Origin of the sequence: Streptococcus pseudopneumoniae ATCC BAA-960 = CCUG 49455, from assembly GCF_002087075.1 — a bacterium.
Classification (GTDB): Bacteria; Bacillota; Bacilli; order Lactobacillales; family Streptococcaceae; genus Streptococcus; species Streptococcus pseudopneumoniae.
This window is the reverse complement of sequence record NZ_MWSM01000056.1, coordinates 14,788-34,235: the sequence shown is the minus strand read 5'-3', so window position 1 is coordinate 34,235 and position 19,448 is coordinate 14,788. Positions and strand designations below refer to the sequence as shown.

20 protein-coding genes and 1 pseudogene are annotated in these 19,448 nt (G+C 38.3%); 14 read left to right on the top strand and 7 right to left on the bottom strand.

Annotation, left to right across the window (positions count from 1 at the left end; genetic code table 11):
* From B4W83_RS10475 to B4W83_RS10415, 11 genes and pseudogenes are all read left to right on the top strand, one after another.
* Positions 1 to 655 (top strand): annotated as a pseudogene (locus tag B4W83_RS10475) (IS66 family transposase); the annotation flags it as partial.
* A gap of 463 nt (positions 656 to 1,118) precedes the next feature.
* The gene (lacA, locus tag B4W83_RS10460) at positions 1,119 to 1,544 is read left to right on the top strand and encodes a galactose-6-phosphate isomerase subunit LacA (RefSeq protein ID WP_000029273.1); all 426 of its coding nucleotides are present in this window, start codon (positions 1,119 to 1,121) and stop codon (positions 1,542 to 1,544) included.
* 148 nt (positions 1,545 to 1,692) lie between these two features.
* Positions 1,693 to 2,208, top strand: a complete 516-nt coding sequence (lacB, locus tag B4W83_RS10455; RefSeq protein ID WP_001216916.1) for a galactose-6-phosphate isomerase subunit LacB — start codon at positions 1,693 to 1,695, stop codon at positions 2,206 to 2,208.
* 10 nt (positions 2,209 to 2,218) lie between these two features.
* Positions 2,219 to 3,148, top strand: a complete 930-nt coding sequence (locus tag B4W83_RS10450; protein ID WP_000604308.1) for a tagatose-6-phosphate kinase — start codon at positions 2,219 to 2,221, stop codon at positions 3,146 to 3,148.
* 1 nt (position 3,149) lies between these two features.
* Positions 3,150 to 4,130 (top strand): tagatose-bisphosphate aldolase, encoded by a 981-nt coding sequence (gene lacD / locus B4W83_RS10445; protein WP_001219111.1) that lies wholly within the window; start codon positions 3,150 to 3,152, stop codon positions 4,128 to 4,130.
* A 259-nt stretch (positions 4,131 to 4,389) separates the two neighbouring features.
* Complete coding sequence (locus tag B4W83_RS10440) at positions 4,390 to 5,007, top strand: hypothetical protein (RefSeq protein WP_000201673.1); 618 nt, start codon at positions 4,390 to 4,392, stop codon at positions 5,005 to 5,007.
* Positions 5,008 to 5,402: 395 nt separating this feature from the next.
* Entirely contained in the window at positions 5,403 to 6,239 is an 837-nt protein-coding gene (locus B4W83_RS10435; RefSeq protein WP_000285707.1) for a PRD domain-containing protein, read from the top strand.
* A gap of 35 nt (positions 6,240 to 6,274) precedes the next feature.
* Entirely contained in the window at positions 6,275 to 6,592 is a 318-nt protein-coding gene (locus B4W83_RS10430) for a PTS lactose/cellobiose transporter subunit IIA (RefSeq protein WP_001078333.1), read from the top strand.
* Positions 6,592 to 8,283, top strand: a complete 1,692-nt coding sequence (locus B4W83_RS10425; RefSeq protein ID WP_001037334.1) for a lactose-specific PTS transporter subunit EIIC — start codon at positions 6,592 to 6,594, stop codon at positions 8,281 to 8,283. The genes B4W83_RS10430 and B4W83_RS10425 overlap by 1 nt, the downstream gene beginning before the upstream one ends.
* A 214-nt stretch (positions 8,284 to 8,497) precedes the next feature.
* Entirely contained in the window at positions 8,498 to 9,904 is a 1,407-nt protein-coding gene (gene lacG / locus B4W83_RS10420; protein ID WP_000169255.1) for a 6-phospho-beta-galactosidase, read from the top strand.
* A gap of 41 nt (positions 9,905 to 9,945) precedes the next feature.
* Complete coding sequence (locus tag B4W83_RS10415; protein ID WP_000471581.1) at positions 9,946 to 10,203, top strand: DUF3884 family protein; 258 nt, start codon at positions 9,946 to 9,948, stop codon at positions 10,201 to 10,203.
* A 284-nt stretch (positions 10,204 to 10,487) separates the two neighbouring features.
* Here B4W83_RS10415 and B4W83_RS10410 read toward each other — a convergent pair whose 3' ends face one another.
* Positions 10,488 to 11,249, bottom strand: coding sequence for a DeoR/GlpR family DNA-binding transcription regulator (locus B4W83_RS10410; RefSeq protein ID WP_000917604.1), 762 nt, complete (start codon positions 11,247 to 11,249; stop codon positions 10,488 to 10,490).
* A gap of 190 nt (positions 11,250 to 11,439) precedes the next feature.
* On the opposite strand from B4W83_RS10410, the gene B4W83_RS13540 reads away from it, so the two are divergent.
* A complete protein-coding gene (locus B4W83_RS13540) occupies positions 11,440 to 11,586 on the top strand; it encodes a hypothetical protein (RefSeq protein WP_000693265.1) in 147 nt (48 codons plus the stop codon).
* Here B4W83_RS13540 and nrdF read toward each other — a convergent pair.
* From nrdF to nrdH, 3 genes are all read right to left on the bottom strand, one after another.
* Positions 11,583 to 12,545, bottom strand: a complete 963-nt coding sequence (gene nrdF / locus B4W83_RS10400; RefSeq protein WP_000451369.1) for a class 1b ribonucleoside-diphosphate reductase subunit beta — start codon at positions 12,543 to 12,545, stop codon at positions 11,583 to 11,585. The genes B4W83_RS13540 and nrdF overlap by 4 nt on opposite strands.
* Positions 12,546 to 12,732: 187 nt before the next feature.
* Positions 12,733 to 14,892, bottom strand: a complete 2,160-nt coding sequence (gene nrdE / locus B4W83_RS10395; RefSeq protein ID WP_000523246.1) for a class 1b ribonucleoside-diphosphate reductase subunit alpha — start codon at positions 14,890 to 14,892, stop codon at positions 12,733 to 12,735.
* 80 nt (positions 14,893 to 14,972) lie between these two features.
* Positions 14,973 to 15,191 carry a glutaredoxin-like protein NrdH gene (gene nrdH / locus B4W83_RS10390; protein ID WP_000259249.1) on the bottom strand — a complete coding sequence of 73 codons (219 nt, stop codon included), beginning with the start codon at positions 15,189 to 15,191 and terminating at the stop codon, positions 14,973 to 14,975.
* Positions 15,192 to 15,541: 350 nt separating this feature from the next.
* On the opposite strand from nrdH, the gene B4W83_RS10385 reads away from it, so the two are divergent.
* Positions 15,542 to 15,805, top strand: a complete 264-nt coding sequence (locus B4W83_RS10385; protein WP_000146947.1) for a phosphocarrier protein HPr — start codon at positions 15,542 to 15,544, stop codon at positions 15,803 to 15,805.
* Between the two features lie 5 nt (positions 15,806 to 15,810).
* Positions 15,811 to 17,544: a phosphoenolpyruvate--protein phosphotransferase gene (gene ptsP / locus B4W83_RS10380; protein WP_000138137.1), complete on the top strand. Its 1,734-nt coding sequence runs from the start codon at positions 15,811 to 15,813 to the stop codon at positions 17,542 to 17,544.
* A 60-nt stretch (positions 17,545 to 17,604) separates the two neighbouring features.
* On the opposite strand, the gene B4W83_RS13535 is transcribed toward ptsP, so the two are convergent.
* From B4W83_RS13535 to dhaS, 3 genes are all read right to left on the bottom strand, one after another.
* Positions 17,605 to 17,751 carry a hypothetical protein gene (locus tag B4W83_RS13535; RefSeq protein WP_023941215.1) on the bottom strand — a complete coding sequence of 49 codons (147 nt, stop codon included), beginning with the start codon at positions 17,749 to 17,751 and terminating at the stop codon, positions 17,605 to 17,607.
* A 63-nt stretch (positions 17,752 to 17,814) separates the two neighbouring features.
* The gene (dhaQ, locus tag B4W83_RS10370) at positions 17,815 to 18,804 is read right to left on the bottom strand and encodes a DhaKLM operon coactivator DhaQ (protein WP_000142821.1); all 990 of its coding nucleotides are present in this window, start codon (positions 18,802 to 18,804) and stop codon (positions 17,815 to 17,817) included.
* On the bottom strand, positions 18,801 to 19,331 hold the full coding sequence (dhaS, locus tag B4W83_RS10365; RefSeq protein ID WP_000168611.1) for a dihydroxyacetone kinase transcriptional activator DhaS: 531 nt from the start codon (positions 19,329 to 19,331) through the stop codon (positions 18,801 to 18,803). Before dhaS ends, dhaQ begins: the two co-directional genes overlap by 4 nt.
* Positions 19,332 to 19,448 lie beyond the last annotated feature (117 nt).

Below are 19,448 nucleotides of genomic sequence, written 5' to 3'. Positions count from 1 at the left end.
GCTTATCGTCAACTGGAAGAAGCTGAACTTGTTGGATGTTGGGCGCATGTGAGAAGGAAGTTTTTTGAATCCACCCCCAAGCAAGCAGATAACTCATCCTTAGGAGCTAAAGGTTTAGCTTATTGTGACCAGTTATTTGCCTTGGAAAGAGACTGGGAGGTTTTGCCAGCTGATGAACGACTACAGAAACGTCAAGAAGAGCTCCAACCTCTAATGGAAGACTTCTTTGCTTGGTGTCGGCGTCAGTCAGTTTTACCTGGTTCAAAACTAGGAAGGGCAATTGAATACAGTCTCAAGTATGAAGAAACCTTTAAGGCCATTTTGAAAGACGGGCATCTGGTCCTTTCCAATAATCTAGCTGAACGCGCCATTAAATCATTGGTTATGGGACGTAGTAAAAGAGTCCGGTGGACTCTTTTAGCCTAAGCTAAATTTTAAAAAGCGAGGGTGGTTGTTTTCTCAAAGTTTTGAAGGAGCTAAAGCAACAGCTATTATTATGAGTTTGTTGGAAACAGCTAAACGTCATCAACTAAATAGTGAAAAATATCTATCCTATCTTCTAGAATGTCTTCCAAACGAGGAAACTCTCGTAAACAAAGAGGTTTTAGAGGCTTATTTACCATGGAATAAAGTTGTACAAGAAAAGTGCAAATAAGAAATCTCCAGATTAGGAACTATCCGTGAGTTCTCTAGTCTGGAGATTTTTCAATATACTTCGTTATTGGGCGGTTACGGAAGACCTCCTGTATACTATTAGTAAAGTAAAACTATTGGAGGATATTTTAATGCCACAACCTATTGTTCCTGTAGAGATTCCACAATCTCGTCCTTTTGATTCTAAAAAGAGAAATGACATTCTGCTTAAAATTCAGCAGAAAATCATTTAGAAGATAAGAAGAATGTTTGTCTCTTAGAAGCCAATCAGGTTGAAGAATTAGGGTTTGAGATAGAAGTTTTATAAAAAATCAAAAAAATAAACAACAAAAACAAACATAAACTATTGACTTTTTCAAACAATAGTAGTATATTATGTTTGTGAGGACTAATTGACTGTTTCTTAAAGACAGCCAATACACTGCTGGAATCCAGCCTAGAAAAAATAAAAAGGAGTATACAATATGTCTATTGTTATCGGTGCAGATGCTGCAGGTTTGAGATTAAAAGAAGTGGTGAAAGACTTCTTAGAAAAAGAAAACTTCCACCTTGTGGATGTTACAGCTGAAGGTCAAGACTTTGTTGATGTGACTCTCGCTGTTGCTGCAGAAGTAAACAAAGAAGAACAAAACCTTGGTATCGTGATTGATGCTTATGGAGCTGGTCCATTTATGGTCGCAACTAAGATCAAAGGAATGGTTGCTGCAGAAGTTTCTGACGAACGTTCAGCTTATATGACTCGTGGCCACAACAACTCACGTATGATCACTATGGGAGCACAACTTGTTGGTGATGAATTGGCTAAAAATATCGCTAAAGGATTTGTTAACGGTCAATACGATGGTGGACGTCATCAAATCAGGGTCGATATGTTGAACAAAATGTGCTAATACTCTTCAAAAATCAAGATAATCTGTTGTCAGCTCACTTTAGCTAACCTCAGTTATGCTTGCAGCTCGCTTCCTAAGCTAATCTTGATTTTTCTTGAGTAGGGATAAATGATATTAGATTTATATAATTAATCGGAGGGAATAACTAATGAGAATTGCAATTGGATGTGACCACATCGTAACAGATGAAAAAATGGCGGTTTCAGAATTTTTGAAATCAAAAGGATATGAAGTCATTGACTTTGGTACCTATGACCATACACGTACTCACTACCCAATCTTTGGTAAAAAAGTAGGGGAAGCTGTAACTAGCGGTCAAGCTGATCTTGGAGTATGTATCTGTGGTACTGGTGTTGGTATCAACAATGCTGTAAATAAAGTTCCTGGTGTTCGTTCTGCCTTGGTTCGTGATATGACAACAGCCCTTTATGCTAAAGAACAATTGAACGCTAACGTTATTGGTTTTGGTGGTAAGATTACTGGTGAATTGCTTATGTGTGATATCATCGAAGCTTTCATCCATGCTGAATACAAACCAACTGAAGAAAACAAAAAATTGATTGCGAAAATTGAACACCTTGAAAGTCACAATGCTCAACAAACAGACGCAAACTTCTTCACTGAATTCCTTGAAAAATGGGATCGCGGAGAATACCACGACTAAGAGGTGACCTATGATTTTAACAGTCACAATGAACCCATCCATTGATATTTCCTATCCCTTGGATGAGTTGAAGATTGATACTGTCAATCGTGTGGTGAATGTAACCAAAACGGCTGGTGGTAAGGGACTCAATGTTACCCGAGTACTTTCAGAATTTGGGGATTCAGTTCTTGCTACTGGTTTAGTGGGTGGCAAACTTGGTGAGTTTTTAGTTGAACATATCGATGATCAAGTAAAGAAAGATTTCTTTTCTATTCAGGGAGAAACTCGTAACTGTATCGCTATTCTTCACGGAGACAACCAAACAGAAGTTCTTGAAAAAGGTCCTGTAGTATTGGAACAGGAAGGTCAAGACTTTTTGGAACATTTCAAAAAACTCTTGGAGTCAGTTGAAGTAGTAGCTATCTCAGGCAGTCTGCCAGCTGGCCTTCCAGTTGATTACTATGCGAGCTTGGTAGAACTTGCTAATCAAGCTGGCAAGCCTGTTGTCTTGGACTGCTCTGGTGCAGCACTTCAGGCGGTTCTTGAATCACCCCATAAACCAACAGTCATCAAACCAAATAATGAGGAATTGTCTCAACTTCTAGGAAGAGAAGTTTCTGAGGATTTGGATGAATTAAAAGAAGTCCTTCAAGAACCTTTGTTTGCAGGTATTGAATGGATTATCGTTTCGCTTGGTGCCAACGGTGCCTTTGCCAAACATGGTGACACTTTCTACAAGGTAGATATTCCTAGAATTCAGGTAGTCAACCCTGTCGGATCTGGAGATTCTACAGTTGCTGGAATTTCTTCAGGTTTACTTCATAAAGAATCGGATGCAGAACTACTCATCAAGGCAAATGTCCTTGGTATGCTCAATGCTCAAGAAAAAATGACTGGTCATGTCAACATGGCCAACTATCAAGCTCTATATGATCAATTAATAGTAAAAGAGGTATAAAATGGCTTTAACAGAACAAAAACGTGCACGCTTAGAAAAACTTTCTGACGAAAATGGTATCATCTCAGCTCTTGCATTTGACCAACGTGGTGCTTTAAAACGTCTCATGGCTCAACACCAAACAGAAGAACCAACAGTGGCTCAAATGGAAGAACTCAAAGTCTTGGTAGCAGATGAATTGACCAAATACGCTTCATCTATGCTTCTTGACCCTGAATATGGACTTCCAGCGACTAAAGCTCTTGATGAAAAAGCTGGTCTTCTCCTTGCTTATGAAAAAACAGGCTATGACACAACAAGTACAAAACGTTTGCCAGACTGCTTGGATGTTTGGTCTGCAAAACGTATTAAAGAAGAAGGTGCAGATGCAGTTAAATTCTTGCTTTACTATGATGTAGATAGCTCAGACGAACTCAACCAAGAAAAACAAGCTTATATCGAACGCATCGGTTCTGAATGTGTGGCTGAAGATATCCCATTCTTCCTTGAAATCCTTGCTTACGATGAAAAAATTGCTGATGCAGGTTCTGTAGAATACGCGAAAGTAAAACCACACAAAGTTATCGGTGCTATGAAAGTCTTCTCAGACCCACGCTTTAACATTGATGTCTTGAAAGTAGAAGTTCCTGTTAACATTAAATATGTTGAAGGCTTCGCTGAAGGTGAAGCGGTTTATACACGTGAAGAAGCAGCAGCCTTCTTCAAAGCGCAAGATGAAGCAACGAACTTGCCATACATCTACTTGAGTGCTGGTGTATCAGCTAAACTCTTCCAAGATACTCTTGTATTTGCCCATGAATCAGGTGCAAACTTCAATGGTGTTCTTTGTGGCCGTGCTACATGGGCTGGATCAGTTGAAGCATACATCAAAGATGGTGAAGCAGCAGCTCGTGAATGGCTTCGCACAACTGGTTTTGAAAACATTGACGAACTCAACAAAGTTCTTCAAACAACAGCAACTTCATGGAAAGAACGCGTGTAAGCAAGTCCTCCTAGGTTAGGAACATGAATCTAAAAAAATTTTAAAAAAAGTTGTATGTAAAGGTTTACAAATTAACTTACTTGTGCTACACTTAAATCACAAGTTAATATGAATTAGAAAGTAACTAGATGAAGTATAATAAAAATAAGGTATAGTTTATTTTACGAGCTAGGAAGGAATAATACGGAAACAATATTGCCAGAATAAACTATATTTAGACGCACATTTCAATTCGTTGTTTTATAAAAGGAGAAGATAAATGGCTACTAAAAAGAGTTTTAAAGCGTTAGTTGTAGGACTAGGTATTGTTTCAATATTCTCATCAGCCTTACCTATGGTTAGTCATTCTGTATTTGCAGATAGTGCCCTAACTAGAGTAGATAAAACAAATGATATTGTTTTGAATGTTGATGGGAATAAATTTTATAATGTTTCGGTTTCAGAAGATATTGTAAATGCTGGTCAAATTTTGGAAGATTATTTTTATGTAGATAAATTTGGAAATATAAATTTAAAAGGTACTCCTGAAGAGCTAGCAAAAAATATTGGTATTTCTGTACAAGAAGCAAGTTTGATGTATGAAGCTGTAAAAGAGTTGCCTAACGTTTACGAAAGAGGTCCTGTAGGTTTTCGTTTCAATCTTGGTCCTCAAGTGAGGGGGATGGGTGGCTGGGCTGCTGGAGCTTTCGCTACTGGATATGCTGGATGGCATTTAAAACAATTTGCGGTTAATCCTGTTACGGCTGGATTTGTTGCTGTAATAAGTGGTGCGATTGGCTGGGCTGTAAAAACTGCTGTAGAAAATTATTGGACAGTTGCTGTAGCTACAGTAGAGGTGCCATTTGTAAACCTTGTTTACACCATAGATTTACCTTAAAGGTTATTTCTTTATGAATAGTTCGTTTAAAAAAATAACCGTATTTTGTTTTATAGTTTCTTGTGTTCTTTGTTTATTAGATTTAATGAATTTTAAAAATGTAGCTACTTTTTTATTTTTCTGTCTTCCTGTTTTTGTTTTAATTTACAAAAATAAATAAAAACAGAGCCTCTGTTTGATGAATTTTAGAACATAGTTAAGTTTAAAAAAGTTGTATGTAAAGGTTTACAAAATAACCGACTTGTGCTATACTTAAATCACAAGTTAATACAAGGTGAGTGTTACTAAGTAATATTAGGCATGATCACAGGTGAATTAGAAATCGGCTGATTTTCTAGTTCATTTGTGGTCATTTTTTATACTCATATACCTTTAAGATATAAAAGGAGGTTGACATGTATCGAATTCTAAATCCAATGAATCACAATGTCTCGCTTGTCAGAAATGATAAGGGAGAAGAAGTGATTGTAATTGGTAAGGGGATTGCATTTGGAAAGAAGAAGGGGGATTTGATTGCTGAACATCAGGTTGAGAAAATCTTTCGGATGAAGACCGAAGAGTCAAGAGAAAACTTTATGGCTCTTCTCAAAGATGTTCCGCTTGATTTTATCACAGTGACCTATGAGATTATTGATAAGCTTTCCAAGAAATATCATTATCCGATTCAAGAGTATCTCTATGTAACCTTGACAGATCATATTTACTGTTCTTACCAAGCTCTAGCACAAGGAAGGTACAAGGATAGTAATCTGCCAGATATTTCTGCTAAGTATCCTGTCGCTTTTCAAATCGCAAATGAAGCTTTTGGAATTTATCGTCAGAAGCTAGCAGATCATTTTCCTGAGGACGAGATTATTCGGATTGCTTATCATTTCATCAATGCCGAAGGCGAGAATGAAGTAGAAGTAGTTAAGTCGATTGATAAGAGGAAAGAAATTCTCAGGAATGTTGAAGAAGTTTTAAAGGACTATGCAATTCAACGAACTAAAGAGAATAACCATTTCTATGATCGCTTTATGATACATTTGAATTATTTCTTGGATTATTTAGACAGATCTAGAGATGATAACCAATCACTTCTGGATATGGAAGATCATATTAAACAATCCTATCCAAAAGCCTTCGAGATTGGTTCCAAGATCTATGATGTGATTACGCAACATACGGGTCTTGATTTGTATAAAAGTGAACGAGTTTATCTAGTTCTACATATCCAACGTTTATTGTCATAAAAATTTATTTAAAATTATATAAGGAGAATTCTATCATGAATAGAGAAGAAGTAACATTGTTAGGTTTTGAAATCGTAGCCTATGCTGGCGATGCTCGTTCAAAACTATTGGAAGCCTTGAAGGCTGCTGAAGCTGGTGATTTTACAAAAGCAGATAGCTTAGTTGAGGAAGCTGGTTCTTGCATTGCAGAGGCTCACCACGCGCAAACAAGTCTATTAACTAAGGAGGCTTCAGGTGAGGATTTAGCTTATAGTGTGACCATGATGCATGGCCAAGACCACTTGATGACAACCATCTTGTTAAAAGATTTGATGCACCACTTAATCGAACTTTATAAGAGAGGAGTTAAATAATGAATAAACTAATTGCATTTATCGAGAAAGGAAAGCCTTTCTTTGAAAAACTATCTCGTAATATCTATCTTCGTGCTATTCGTGATGGTTTCATTGCAGGTATGCCTGTTATTCTCTTCTCAAGTATCTTTATCTTGATTGCCTTTGTACCAAACTCATGGGGCTTTAAATGGTCTGATGAAGTTGTAGCCTTTCTGATGAAACCTTACAGCTATTCAATGGGAATTCTGGCTCTCTTGGTAGCTGGTACAACAGCTAAGTCATTGACCGACTCAGTAAACCGTAGCATGGAAAAAACCAACCAAATCAACTATATGTCAACACTGTTGGCAGCGATTGTTGGTTTGTTGATGTTGGCAGCTGATCCTATCGAAAATGGTCTAGCTACTGGATTCTTGGGGACAAAAGGTTTGCTTTCAGCCTTCCTTGCTGCCTTTGTTACTGTAGCCATCTATAAGGTTTGTGTTAAGAACAACGTCACTATTCGTATGCCTGACGAAGTTCCACCTAATATCTCACAAGTCTTTAAAGATGTGATTCCATTCACTCTCTCAGTTGTTTCACTTTATGCTCTTGATTTACTAGCTCGTCATTTTGTTGGTTCTAGTGTGGCAGAATCAATCGGTAAATTCTTTGCTCCATTATTCTCTGCAGCTGATGGCTATCTAGGTATTACCATTATCTTTGGTGCCTTTGCCTTCTTCTGGTTTGTTGGTATTCATGGTCCATCTATCGTTGAACCTGCTATCGCAGCTATTACCTATGCAAATGCCGAAGTCAACTTGAACCTTCTCCAACAAGGTATGCACGCTGACAAGATTCTTACTTCTGGTACACAAATGTTTATCGTTACCATGGGTGGTACTGGTGCGACACTGGTTGTTCCATTCATGTTTATGTGGTTAACAAAATCAAAACGTAACCGTGCAATCGGACGTGCTTCAGTAGTTCCTACCTTCTTCGGTGTAAATGAACCAATCTTGTTTGGTGCACCACTTGTATTGAACCCAATCTTCTTCATTCCATTTATCTTTGCTCCAATCGCAAACGTATGGATCTTTAAATTTTTTATTGAAACACTTGGAATGAACTCATTTACTGCTAATCTACCATGGACAACTCCAGCTCCACTAGGTCTAGTTCTTGGTACCAACTTCCAAGTTCTATCATTCATTCTTGCTGCTCTTCTAATCGTGGTTGACGTTGTCATTTACTATCCATTCCTTAAAGTTTATGACGAACAAATTCTTGAAGAAGAACGTTCAGGTAAGTCTAATGATGAATTGAAAGAAAAAGTTGCTGCAAACTTCAACACTGCAAAAGCAGATGCTATTCTTGAAAAAGCAGGTGTAGAAGCAGCTCAAAATACAATTACAAAGGAAACAAATGTCTTGGTTCTTTGTGCAGGTGGAGGGACAAGTGGACTCCTTGCAAATGCTTTGAATAAGGCAGCATCAGAGTACAATGTTCCTGTGAAAGCAGCAGCAGGTGGCTATGGTGCTCACCGTGAAATGTTACCAGAGTTTGATCTAGTTATCCTTGCCCCTCAAGTTGCTTCAAACTTTGAAGATATGAAAGCAGAAACAGATAAGCTCGGTATTAAACTAGCGAAAACAGAAGGCGCTCAATACATCAAATTAACTCGTGATGGAAAAGGTGCCCTAGCATTCGTACAAGAGCAATTCGATTAAGGCTAGGAACTGTGAAACAGTCTCCCATCGTTACGGAAATCGCTATGGCGAATTTCCTAATCGCCTTATTAATTCGTCGGTAAAAAGATATCGTTTTTACCTCCTCATGTCACAATTCGGTGACTTGGTACAAGAAGTGAGATGGAGAAGGATGGCTCACTGACTCCTCTCCTCTCACTTTTACTTTATTTAAATCAAGAAATAGGTGAAAAAAATGACAAAAACACTTCCAAAAGACTTTATTTTTGGTGGCGCAACAGCTGCCTATCAAGCAGAAGGTGCTACACATACTGATGGTAAAGGACCAGTAGCGTGGGATAAATATCTTGAAGATAACTACTGGTACACTGCAGAACCAGCCAGTGATTTTTACAATCGATATCCAGTTGACCTCAAGCTAGCAGAAGAGTATGGTGTCAATGGCATTCGAATTTCTATTGCCTGGTCACGTATTTTCCCGACTGGTTATGGTCAAGTAAATGCTAAAGGTGTTGAGTTTTATCATAATCTATTTGCAGAGTGTCACAAACGTCATGTTGAGCCCTTTGTAACTCTTCATCACTTTGACACGCCAGAAGCTCTCCACTCAAATGGCGACTTCTTAAACCGTGAAAACATTGAACACTTTGTAGACTACGCGGCTTTCTGTTTTGAAGAATTTCCAGAAGTCAACTATTGGACAACCTTTAATGAAATTGGGCCAATCGGTGATGGTCAATACTTGGTTGGGAAATTCCCTCCAGGTATTCAGTACGATCTTGCCAAAGTCTTTCAATCACACCACAATATGATGGTGTCTCATGCGCGTGCAGTCAAGCTATATAAAGATAAAGGCTATAAAGGTGAAATTGGTGTTGTTCACGCTCTGCCAACTAAGTATCCTTTGGATCCTAAAAATCCAGCAGATGTTCGTGCAGCTGAGTTGGAAGATATTATTCACAATAAATTTATCTTGGATGCAACTTATCTAGGTCGCTATTCAGCTGAAACCATGGAAGGTGTCAACCATATCTTATCAGTCAATGGTGGTAGCTTGGATCTTCGTGAAGAAGATTTTACAGCATTAGAAGCTGCAAAAGACTTGAATGATTTCCTAGGAATCAACTACTATATGAGTGACTGGATGGAAGCCTTTGATGGAGAAACTGAAATTATCCATAATGGTAAGGGTGAGAAAGGAAGCTCTAAGTATCAAATCAAAGGTGTTGGTCGTCGTGTAGCTCCTGACTATGTACCACGCACGGATTGGGATTGGATTATCTACCCTCAAGGTTTGTATGACCAAATCATGCGTGTGAAGAAAGATTATCCTAACTACAAGAAGATTTACATCACTGAAAATGGTCTCGGCTATAAAGATGAGTTCGTTGATAACACTGTTTACGATGATGGACGTATTGATTATGTCAAACAACACTTGGAGGTATTGTCTGATGCGATTGCAGATGGAGCTAATGTAAAAGGTTACTTCATTTGGTCATTAATGGATGTCTTCTCATGGTCAAACGGTTATGAAAAACGCTACGGTCTCTTCTATGTAGACTTTGAAACTCAAGAACGTTATCCGAAGAAATCAGCTCACTGGTACAAGAAAGTAGCGGAAACTCAAGTGATTGAGTAGTAGAATGAGTCATTAGATATAGAATTTTAGTGAGGTAAAAGATGTTCAAAGATTTTATCCAATCAATTTATGAAAAAGTTTATATTATCAATTTTGATAAATGTTCTCAAATACCGTGTTTGACGAATGAAGAACTGAAAAGCCTTGGGAAATGGTATGTCTCGACCGGTAAAGAATGGATTTGTCATTCAGATTATGAGCTGGAAGAATTTAAAAATTTATTTTTAAATGTTATCAATCCTGAAGAACGGGATACTATCTCCTTTGATTCAGATTTTATGCCGTTTCAACAATCATAAGCAATTTCCAAAAAAGTTAAATCTTATATTTAGTACGCTGCAAAATTCTTATCTAATCACGTTGCTTATACTCAATGAACATCAAAGAGCAAATTTAAACTAGGAAGCGAGTCGCAGATTTCTCAATGCATAGCTTTGAGGTGGCAGATAAAGCAATTGGGCAAAAAGTTTTTAACGCAGAAAAACGCATAATATCAGGTGTTGAAAAAACTTGATACTATGCGTTTTATTGTGGGAAGATTTACTTCTGAAATTGAGTTGTTACCCAGAATCTTTCAGGTTTATTAAGGCTTGATGACTTTAGTAAGTTTAGATAGCTCAAAAAGGATTGAATCACTTAGTTTAGAATCTGAAACAATAGTATCAAGATTTGATACATTATAAAAAGTATAAAAATCAAACTTATTGAACTTACTATGATCTGCGAGTAAATATTTTTTATTAGAATTATTTAAAGCGATGCGTTGAGCCTCTCCCTCTTCCTCGCTAAAAGTAGCTAGAGCTCCGTTTTGAATACCATTACAGCTAACGAAAGCTTTAGAAAATTGGAGATTAGAGAGATTTTGTAGGGTCAATGTGCCAACAAAAGCACCTGTAATTTCGCGATAATTTCCACCTATTAAAATCAAATCTGTTAATTTTCGTTCGCTTAAAATCAGAAAAACAGGTAGACTGTTGGTCACGACGCGGATATTGTCAATAGGTAACTCACGCGCAAAAAATTCTAATGTTGTTCCTGGTCCAATAAAAATAGTTTCTCTTTCTTCTACTAGACTGTCTGCAAAACGGGCTATTTCTTGTTTTTCTGCCGTTTGGAGGGCTTGTTTTTCAATATTTGATCGCTCATTAGTCAAAAGGGAGTTGGTTCGAAGTTTTTCAGCTCCACCATGCACACGAATCAGCAAATCTTTATCAGCTAATTCCTGTAAATAGCGCCTTGCAGTCATATCTGAAACGGCTATTTCATCCATAATCTGTTTAACCGTTATGGTTCCTTTACTATTTACTGTCTCTAAAATTTTGGTTAATTTTTCTTGTTTGAGCATATTATCACCTCGTTTCCTACTACTATCTTACCATAAACTAGCTCATCATTCAAATACAAAAACAACAAAATAAAACAAAAACAAAAATATCGAGGTTTGTTTTCAAAACTTTCGATATTTTTATTAAGTTATTATTTTGTTGTTTCTAGTTTACTTTTTGATGATTGAGAGTGGTGGAGAATTATACTCAATGAAAATCAAAGAGCAAACTAGGAAGCTAGCCGCAGGTTGCTCAAAACACAGTTTTGAGGTTGTAGATAAGACTGACGAAGTCAGTGATCATATCTACGGCAAGGCGAAGCTGACGTGGTTTGAAGAGATTTTCGAAGAGTATTAGTCCAAACCGTAGTTGTAGTCATCATCTTGCATGGCTTCAACTTCACCAAGAAGGTAACCATTTCCGACTTGAGAGAAGAAGTCATGGTTGGAAGTTCCTGTTGAAATACCGTTCATAACGATTGGGTTGACATCTTCAGCTGAATCTGGGAAAAGTGGATCTTGTCCCATGTTCATGAGAGCTTTATTGGCATTGTAGCGAAGGAAGGTTTTAACCTCTTCAGTCCAACCAACACCGTCATAAAGACTCTCTGTGTAGCCTTCTTCATTTTCATAAAGAGTATAGAGCAGGTCGTACATCCATTCTTTTAGCTTTTCTTGCTCTTCTTCAGGTAATTCATTGAAACCAAGTTGGAATTTGTAACCAATGTAGGTTCCGTGAACAGATTCATCACGAATAATCAATTTGATGATTTCCGCAACGTTGGCAAGTTTGTTGTTACCAAGATAGTAGAGGGGAGTGAAGAAACCTGAATAGAAGAGGAAGGTTTCGAGGAAAACGCTAGCAACTTTCTTTTCAAGTGGGCTACCGTTTAGGTAGATTTCGTTGACAATCTCAGCCTTCTTTTGTAGGTAAGGATTGGTATTGGTCCATTCGAAAATTTCTTCAATCTCAGCCTTAGTATTCAAGGTAGAGAAGATTGATGAGTAAGATTTAGCGTGAACAGATTCCATAAATTGGATGTTATTGAAAACAGCTTCCTCATGTGGTGTACGGATATCTGCGCGAAGGGCTTGAACCCCAGTTTCAGATTGCATAGTGTCGAGAAGGGTTAAACCACCAAAAACTTTTCCGACCAAGTCTTTCTCTTTGTTAGATAGCTTTCTCCAGTCATCCAAGTCATTTGACAAGGGAATACGTGTATCGAGCCAGAATTGCTCTGTCAGCTTTTCCCAAGTTGATTTGTCGATGACATCTTCGATGGCATTCCAGTTAATGGCTTTATAGTAAGTTTCCATTTGAAATCTCTTTCTGTGTTTAGTATTGCGAACTCACAATGATTTCTATTTTACCATAATTCTATAGGAGTATCGCACAAAAAGTCGGAATCCCGACTTTTAAAATGTTACATAAATTATGTTATGACATAGTAGATTTGATTTTATCAGTGCTGCTTAGGGAAAAATAGTGTTTCTATGCTAGAAACTAAATCACACAGCTTTCACATTGGTTGGCACCGACTTCTCCACCGTCATCTGTAAAGGTGCGGACGTAGTAGATAGACTTGATTCCCTTGTTAAAGGCATAGTTCCGAAGGATGGACAAGTCACGTGTCGTTTGTTTATTTTCCCTCTTCCATTCGTAAAGGCCTTTTGGAATGTCACTGCGCATGAAGAGGGTGAGTGAAAGTCCTTGATCCACGTGTTCAGTCGCAGCAGCGTAAACATCGATGACTTTACGCATATCCATATCGTAGGCAGAAGTGTAGTAAGGAATGGTTTCTGTAGACAAGCCAGCAGCAGGGTAGTAGATTTTACCAATTTTCTTCTCTTGGCGTTCTTCGATACGTTGCGTAATCGGGTGGATAGAAGCAGAAACGTCGTTGATATAGCTGATAGAACCATTTGGCGCTACAGCAAGGCGATTTTGGTGGTAAAGACCATCTGCTTGAACCTTGTCGCGAAGTTCAGCCCAATCAGCAGCACCAGGGATAAAGACATCTTTGAAGAGTTCTTTAACACGGTCTGATTTTGGAACAAATTCACCAGTTACATACTTGTCAAAGTAACTTCCGTTAGCATAGTCTGATTTTTCAAAGTTGTGGAAGGTAATACCACGTTCACGTGCAATATTGTTTGACTCTACCAAGGTCCAGTAGTTCATAAGCATAAAGTAGATGCTTGTAAATTCAACAGACTCAGGTGAACCATATTCAATGAGTTGTTGGGCAAGGTAGCTGTGCAGTCCCATGGCACCGAGACCAAAGGTGTGGGCTTGGCTATTTCCATGGTCAATCGTTGGTACAGCTACGATATGTGAACTATCTGTAACGAAAGTAAGGGCACGAACCATAGCACGGATAGAACGACCAAAATCAGGTGAAGTCATCATGTTAACCACGTTGGTTGAACCCAGGTTACATGAAACATCTGTTCCCATTTGAAGGAATTCTTGAGCATCGTTGATCAAGCTTGGTTCTTGAACTTGAAGAATCTCAGAACACAAGTTACTCATGATAATCTTTCCATCAACAGGATTTGCACGGTTAGCCGTATCGATGTTGACTACATAAGGATAGCCAGACTCTTGTTGCAATTTAGAGATTTCAGTTTCCAAATCCCGCGCCTTGATTTTTGTCTTGCGAATATTTGGATTTGCGACCAATTCATCGTATTTTTCAGTAATGTCGATGTAATTGAATGGCACACCGTATTCTTTTTCTACAGAGTAAGGGCTGAAGAGGTACATTTCTTCATTTTTACGAGCCAATTCGTAGAATTTATCAGGTACTACAACACCAAGTGATAGAGTCTTGACACGTACTTTTTCATCAGCGTTTTCTTTCTTAGTTGAAAGGAAAGCGATGATATCTGGGTGAAAGACGTTGAGGTAGACAACGCCGGCACCTTGACGTTGCCCCAATTGGTTGGAGTAAGAGAAGCTGTCTTCAAAAAGCTTCATAACAGGAACGACACCTGAAGCAGCTCCTTCATAGCCTTTGATAGGTGCACCAGCTTCACGAAGGTTGCTGAGGGTAATTCCCACACCACCACCAATACGTGAAAGTTGAAGAGCTGAGTTGATAGAACGCCCGATAGAGTTCATATCATCCGTCACTTGGATTAGGAAACAAGATACCAACTCCCCACGACGAGCACGTCCAGCATTCAAGAAGGAAGGAGTAGCAGGCTGGTAGCGTTGGTGGATGATTTCATTGGCAATATCGATTGCAACAGCTTCATTCCCATCAGCGAAATAAAGGGCGTTGAAGAAGACACGGTCTTCCATATTTTCAAGATAGTATTCACCGTCATTAGTCTTTAAGGCATATTGATTGTAAAATTTATAAGCTGCCATGAATGACTTGAATTGGAAGTTTTGGTCTTTGATAAATTGAGCCAATTCTTCCAAGAACTCTGGACGGTATTTCTTGATAAAGGCTGTTTCGATGTAGTTGTGTTCAATGAGGTAATTGATTTTGTCTTTGATTGAATCAAAAACCATAGTGTTTGGAACTACATTTTCTTTAAAGAAAGCATCCAAGGCTTCCTTATCTTTATGAAGCATGATTTGTCCATTAACAGGACGGTTAATTTCGTTATTAAGACGGAAGTAAGTCACGTCTTCAAGATGTTTTAATCCCATAAAATTTCCCTTATCTAATTACAAAAGAAAGGCTTCTAAGTTAGCCCTAAAAGCAGTTTCTTCTGGATGATGTACTAAGATTATGCTAATTGTTTCAGTTTTCCTGGTTGGAAACCTGAAAAGACTTCAGTTGGTGTTTGGATAACAGGAGCTGCGCTAAAACCGAGCTCTTTAACTTGATCGACGTACTCAGGTTGCTCATCAAGATTGATTTCACGATAAGAGACATTATTACTGTCCAAGAAACGCTTGGTCATTTTACATTGGACACAATTGTTTTTAGAATAAACGGTTACCATTGTGTAACTCCTCTTCAAAATTTAATACTATCTTAGTATATCAGAAAATAAAATTTTGTCAATGATTTGAACTAAATATAGTGGTGTTCTTTTGTTGTTTTTATATATAAACACAATATATAGTGTTTGTATTGTGAAATAGCAATGATTATCCTATAAATTGTTTTTAAAGAAACTATATCCTGTGTTTTGTTATCTAGGATAGAAGATTTTCAGCAAGTTATCTGAAAGGAAATTGAAGGAAAATCCAGAAAATGCTTGAAAAAAATCCTAGAAGATGGTATAATACTAAATTGTAAGGGTTATCACATATAACTCAAAAAAAGAAAGAACAAAAGGAGAGTCAAACTATGGCTTCTAAAGATTTCCACGTAGTGGCAGAAACAGGTATTCACGCACGTCCAGCAACATTGTTGGTACAAACTGCTAGCAAATTTGCTTCAGATATCACTCTTGAGTACAAAGGTAAATCAGTTAACCTTAAATCAATTATGGGTGTTATGAGTCTTGGTGTTGGCCAAGGTGCTGACGTAACTATCTCAGCTGAAGGTGCAGATGCAGATGACGCTATCGCTGCAATCTCAGAAACAATGGAAAAAGAAGGATTGGCATAAGGGAAATGACAGAAATGCTTAAAGGAATCGCAGCATCTGACGGTGTTGCAGTTGCAAAAGCATATCTACTCGTTCAGCCGGATTTGTCATTTGAGACTATTACAGTCGAAGATACAAACGCAGAAGAAGCTCGCCTTGATGCCGCTCTACAGGCATCACAAGACGAGCTTTCTGTTATTCGCGAGAAAGCAGTAGGTACGCTCGGTGAAGAAGCAGCTCAAGTTTTTGATGCTCACTTAATGGTTCTTGCTGACCCAGAAATGATCAGCCAAATCAAGGAAACTATCCGTGCGAAGAAAGTGAATGCAGAAGCAGGTCTGAAAGAAGTTACAGATATGTTTATCACTATCTTTGAAGGCATGGAAGACAACCCATACATGCAAGAACGCGCAGCGGATATCCGCGACGTGACAAAACGTGTATTGGCAAACCTTCTTGGTAAAAAATTGCCAAACCCAGCTTCTATCAATGAAGAAGTGATTGTGATTGCGCATGACTTGACTCCTTCAGATACAGCTCAATTGGACAAAAACTTTGTAAAAGCTTTTGTAACCAACATTGGTGGACGTACAAGCCACTCAGCTATCATGGCACGTACACTTGAAATTGCTGCTGTATTAGGTACAAACAACATCACTGAAATCGTTAAAGACGGTGACATCCTTGCTGTTAACGGGATCACTGGAGAAGTGATTATCAACCCAACAGATGAACAAGCGGCAGAATTTAAAGCAGCTGGTGAAGCCTATGCGAAACAAAAAGCTGAATGGGCACTTTTGAAAGATGCTCAAACAGTGACTGCTGACGGTAAACACTTCGAGTTGGCTGCCAATATTGGTACTCCAAAAGACGTTGAAGGTGTTAACAACAACGGTGCAGAAGCTGTTGGACTTTACCGTACAGAGTTCTTGTACATGGATTCTCAAGACTTCCCAACTGAAGATGAGCAGTATGAAGCATACAAGGCTGTTCTTGAAGGAATGAACGGTAAACCTGTTGTCGTTCGTACAATGGATATCGGTGGAGATAAGGAACTTCCTTACTTCGATATGCCTCACGAAATGAACCCATTCCTTGGATTCCGTGCTCTTCGTATCTCTATCTCTGAGACTGGAGATGCTATGTTCCGCACACAAATCCGTGCTCTTCTTCGTGCGTCTGTTCACGGTCAATTGCGTATCATGTTCCCAATGGTTGCGCTCTTGAAAGAATTCCGTGCAGCGAAAGCAGTCTTTGATGAAGAAAAAGCAAACCTTCTTGCTGAAGGTGTTGCAGTTGCGGATAACATTCAAGTTGGTATCATGATCGAGATTCCTGCAGCGGCTATGCTTGCAGACCAATTTGCTAAAGAAGTTGACTTCTTCTCAATTGGTACAAACGACTTGATCCAATATACAATGGCAGCAGACCGTATGAACGAACAAGTTTCATACCTTTACCAACCATATAACCCATCAATCCTTCGCTTGATCAACAACGTTATCAAGGCAGCTCACGCTGAAGGTAAATGGGCTGGTATGTGTGGTGAGATGGCTGGTGACCAAACAGCTGTTCCACTGCTTGTCGGAATGGGCTTGGATGAGTTCTCTATGTCAGCAACATCTGTACTTCGTACACGCAGCTTGATGAAGAAACTCGACACAGCTAAGATGGAAGAGTACGCAAACCGTGCCCTTACAGAATGCTCAACAATGGAAGAAGTTCTTGAACTTCAAAAAGAATACGTTAATTTTGATTAATGTGATTAACCTTGTAACCTAGTTGCAAGGTTTTTTGGGCGCATTTTGGAAAAGTATGGTCTAATACTCTTTCAAAATCTCTTCAAACCACGTCAGCGTCGCCTTAACGTAGATATGCTCACTGACTTCGTCAGTCTTATCTACAACCTCAAAACTGTGTTTTGAGCAACCTGCGGCTAGTTTCCTAGTTTGCTCCTTGATTTTCATTGAGTATAAGATAAAAGCAAAGGTCTAACAAGTGATGTAGCCCTTTTGAGTTATACAAGCAAATTACCATGAAAAAGCTGTTGTTGGAGCATTGAGCGCTTCTAACCATTGTTTATTTTTCGCAGGGCAAAGAGTTACGGATATACCTGCCATATCCAGACTGGTCATAAATGTTCCTGATTTTATAAATGTAATAGTGATTCCTTCAATTTCTAAGAGTTGAAGGAGATCATTGATAAATATACCCATTTCTAAGTTGCTGGTAGTGCCTAGATTATTTACAAGCAATATAAATTGATCACCCTTTTTCCAATGATAGTGCAATCTTAATTTACTTATAATTTCATTTGCAAGGATTTCCGATGATTGGAATGGGACGATACGATAGCCTTCTTCGCCATGTATCCCAATACCATAAGAAATATTTCCTTCTTCCAAGTTAAATAGTGGAAGGGTGGCTTGGGGGAGACTAGCCGATTTCGTTGCAAAGCCAATTGTTGCGATTTCGGTAGCAAGTTCATAACCTAAATTAGTTAGTTGCTCGATGTCAGCACCGTTCTGAGCCGCATATCCTAGGATTTTATGAAGTAAAATAGTCCCTGCAAGCCCTCTTCCTCTAATTTGAAATCTATTGTGAGGTTCAATAGAAATATCGTCGTGTGCTAGACTATAGCCGACCTTAATTCCTTCTTGTCTAGCAGTATTAATGGCCCAGCTAAATTCTTTGATGTCTGCTTCGAAATTTTTTACAATGATGAAGACACCGTGACCATTGTTTAAAAAACGAATGGACTCTAAGATTTCAGTTCTTGTAGGAGGAGTAAATAATTGGCCATAGATAGCAGCGGTAAGCATTCCTTCTCCCACATATCCAATATGCGCAGGTTCGTGACCGGAACCTCCACCCGCCAATATTGGAACCTGATGAGGATTGTGATTTTTTTGATAGACTAAAGGTAAGGTAGGGTGTTTTTCTAATTCAGGATGACTGCTGACAGTTGCTGAAATGTAACTTGAAATAATTTTCTGTTTATGATTTGAAATAAATGTCATTGTGGCCTCTTTCCAATAATTGTCATGATGAGATAGTCTGGTTGTGGAACTGGACTTTTTTTATTGACGCAAGCCTTCACGATTTCTGCTAGAGCATGTGAGTGATAATCTAGCAAAAAACAAGTATAAGCAGATGAATCGCTATCAATCTGACCATATTCTCTTAAAATTTTTGATACAAGCAAGCGACAGTAGCTGATAAAGTGGTCATAGAAGTTATTTTGCCCTTGAATATCAAAAAGTTGAATATAAAAATCACGCTCTTGTTCGAAATAAAGAAATAATTCTTGTAATAGTTTTTGGCCTGAAATGAAGTCCAAGTTATTGGTGATATACTCGGTTAAGTCAGTTTCAAATATCCAGTCTAGCAGTTCATATTTGTCAAGAAAATGATTGTAAAAGGTCTGTCTACGAATGCCAGCTGATTCCATGATATCTACAATGGAGATTTTATCAAATTCTCTAGTAGCTAATAGGTCTCTAAATGCCTTGGCAATCCGTTTTTTTGTAATGAGTGATGATGCCATAGGAAGCCTTTCTTTTACTTACTTCATTTTACCAAAAAAATGTTTGAAACGGGTTTAAAAGGGGACAAATAATAGAATCTGTCCCTTATCATCCAGCAATAAAAAGTATATAATGAA

Bases quoted from the DNA above. Each gene is read 5' to 3' on its own strand.
- B4W83_RS10430 (WP_001078333.1), top strand. From the start codon at position 6,275: ATGAATAGAGAAGAAGTAACATTGTTAGGTTTTGAAATCGTAGCCTAT.
- B4W83_RS10425 (WP_001037334.1), top strand. From the start codon at position 6,592: ATGAATAAACTAATTGCATTTATCGAGAAAGGAAAGCCTTTCTTTGAA.
- B4W83_RS13540 (WP_000693265.1), top strand. From the start codon at position 11,440: ATGAAAATCAAAGAGCAAACTAGGAAGCTAGCCGCAGGTTGCTCAAAA.
- B4W83_RS10410 (WP_000917604.1), bottom strand. From the start codon at position 11,249: ATGCTCAAACAAGAAAAATTAACCAAAATTTTAGAGACAGTAAATAGT.
- dhaS (WP_000168611.1), bottom strand. From the start codon at position 19,331: ATGGCATCATCACTCATTACAAAAAAACGGATTGCCAAGGCATTTAGA.
- nrdF (WP_000451369.1), bottom strand. From the start codon at position 12,545: ATGGAAACTTACTATAAAGCCATTAACTGGAATGCCATCGAAGATGTC.
- B4W83_RS10450 (WP_000604308.1), top strand. From the start codon at position 2,219: ATGATTTTAACAGTCACAATGAACCCATCCATTGATATTTCCTATCCC.
- B4W83_RS10385 (WP_000146947.1), top strand. From the start codon at position 15,542: ATGGCTTCTAAAGATTTCCACGTAGTGGCAGAAACAGGTATTCACGCA.
- lacA (WP_000029273.1), top strand. From the start codon at position 1,119: ATGTCTATTGTTATCGGTGCAGATGCTGCAGGTTTGAGATTAAAAGAA.
- nrdH (WP_000259249.1), bottom strand. From the start codon at position 15,191: ATGGTAACCGTTTATTCTAAAAACAATTGTGTCCAATGTAAAATGACC.
- lacG (WP_000169255.1), top strand. From the start codon at position 8,498: ATGACAAAAACACTTCCAAAAGACTTTATTTTTGGTGGCGCAACAGCT.
- B4W83_RS10440 (WP_000201673.1), top strand. From the start codon at position 4,390: ATGGCTACTAAAAAGAGTTTTAAAGCGTTAGTTGTAGGACTAGGTATT.
- B4W83_RS10415 (WP_000471581.1), top strand. From the start codon at position 9,946: ATGTTCAAAGATTTTATCCAATCAATTTATGAAAAAGTTTATATTATC.
- lacD (WP_001219111.1), top strand. From the start codon at position 3,150: ATGGCTTTAACAGAACAAAAACGTGCACGCTTAGAAAAACTTTCTGAC.
- B4W83_RS10435 (WP_000285707.1), top strand. From the start codon at position 5,403: ATGTATCGAATTCTAAATCCAATGAATCACAATGTCTCGCTTGTCAGA.
- ptsP (WP_000138137.1), top strand. From the start codon at position 15,811: ATGACAGAAATGCTTAAAGGAATCGCAGCATCTGACGGTGTTGCAGTT.
- nrdE (WP_000523246.1), bottom strand. From the start codon at position 14,892: ATGGGATTAAAACATCTTGAAGACGTGACTTACTTCCGTCTTAATAAC.
- dhaQ (WP_000142821.1), bottom strand. From the start codon at position 18,804: ATGACATTTATTTCAAATCATAAACAGAAAATTATTTCAAGTTACATT.
- lacB (WP_001216916.1), top strand. From the start codon at position 1,693: ATGAGAATTGCAATTGGATGTGACCACATCGTAACAGATGAAAAAATG.
- B4W83_RS13535 (WP_023941215.1), bottom strand. From the start codon at position 17,751: ATGAAAATCAAGGAGCAAACTAGGAAACTAGCCGCAGGTTGCTCAAAA.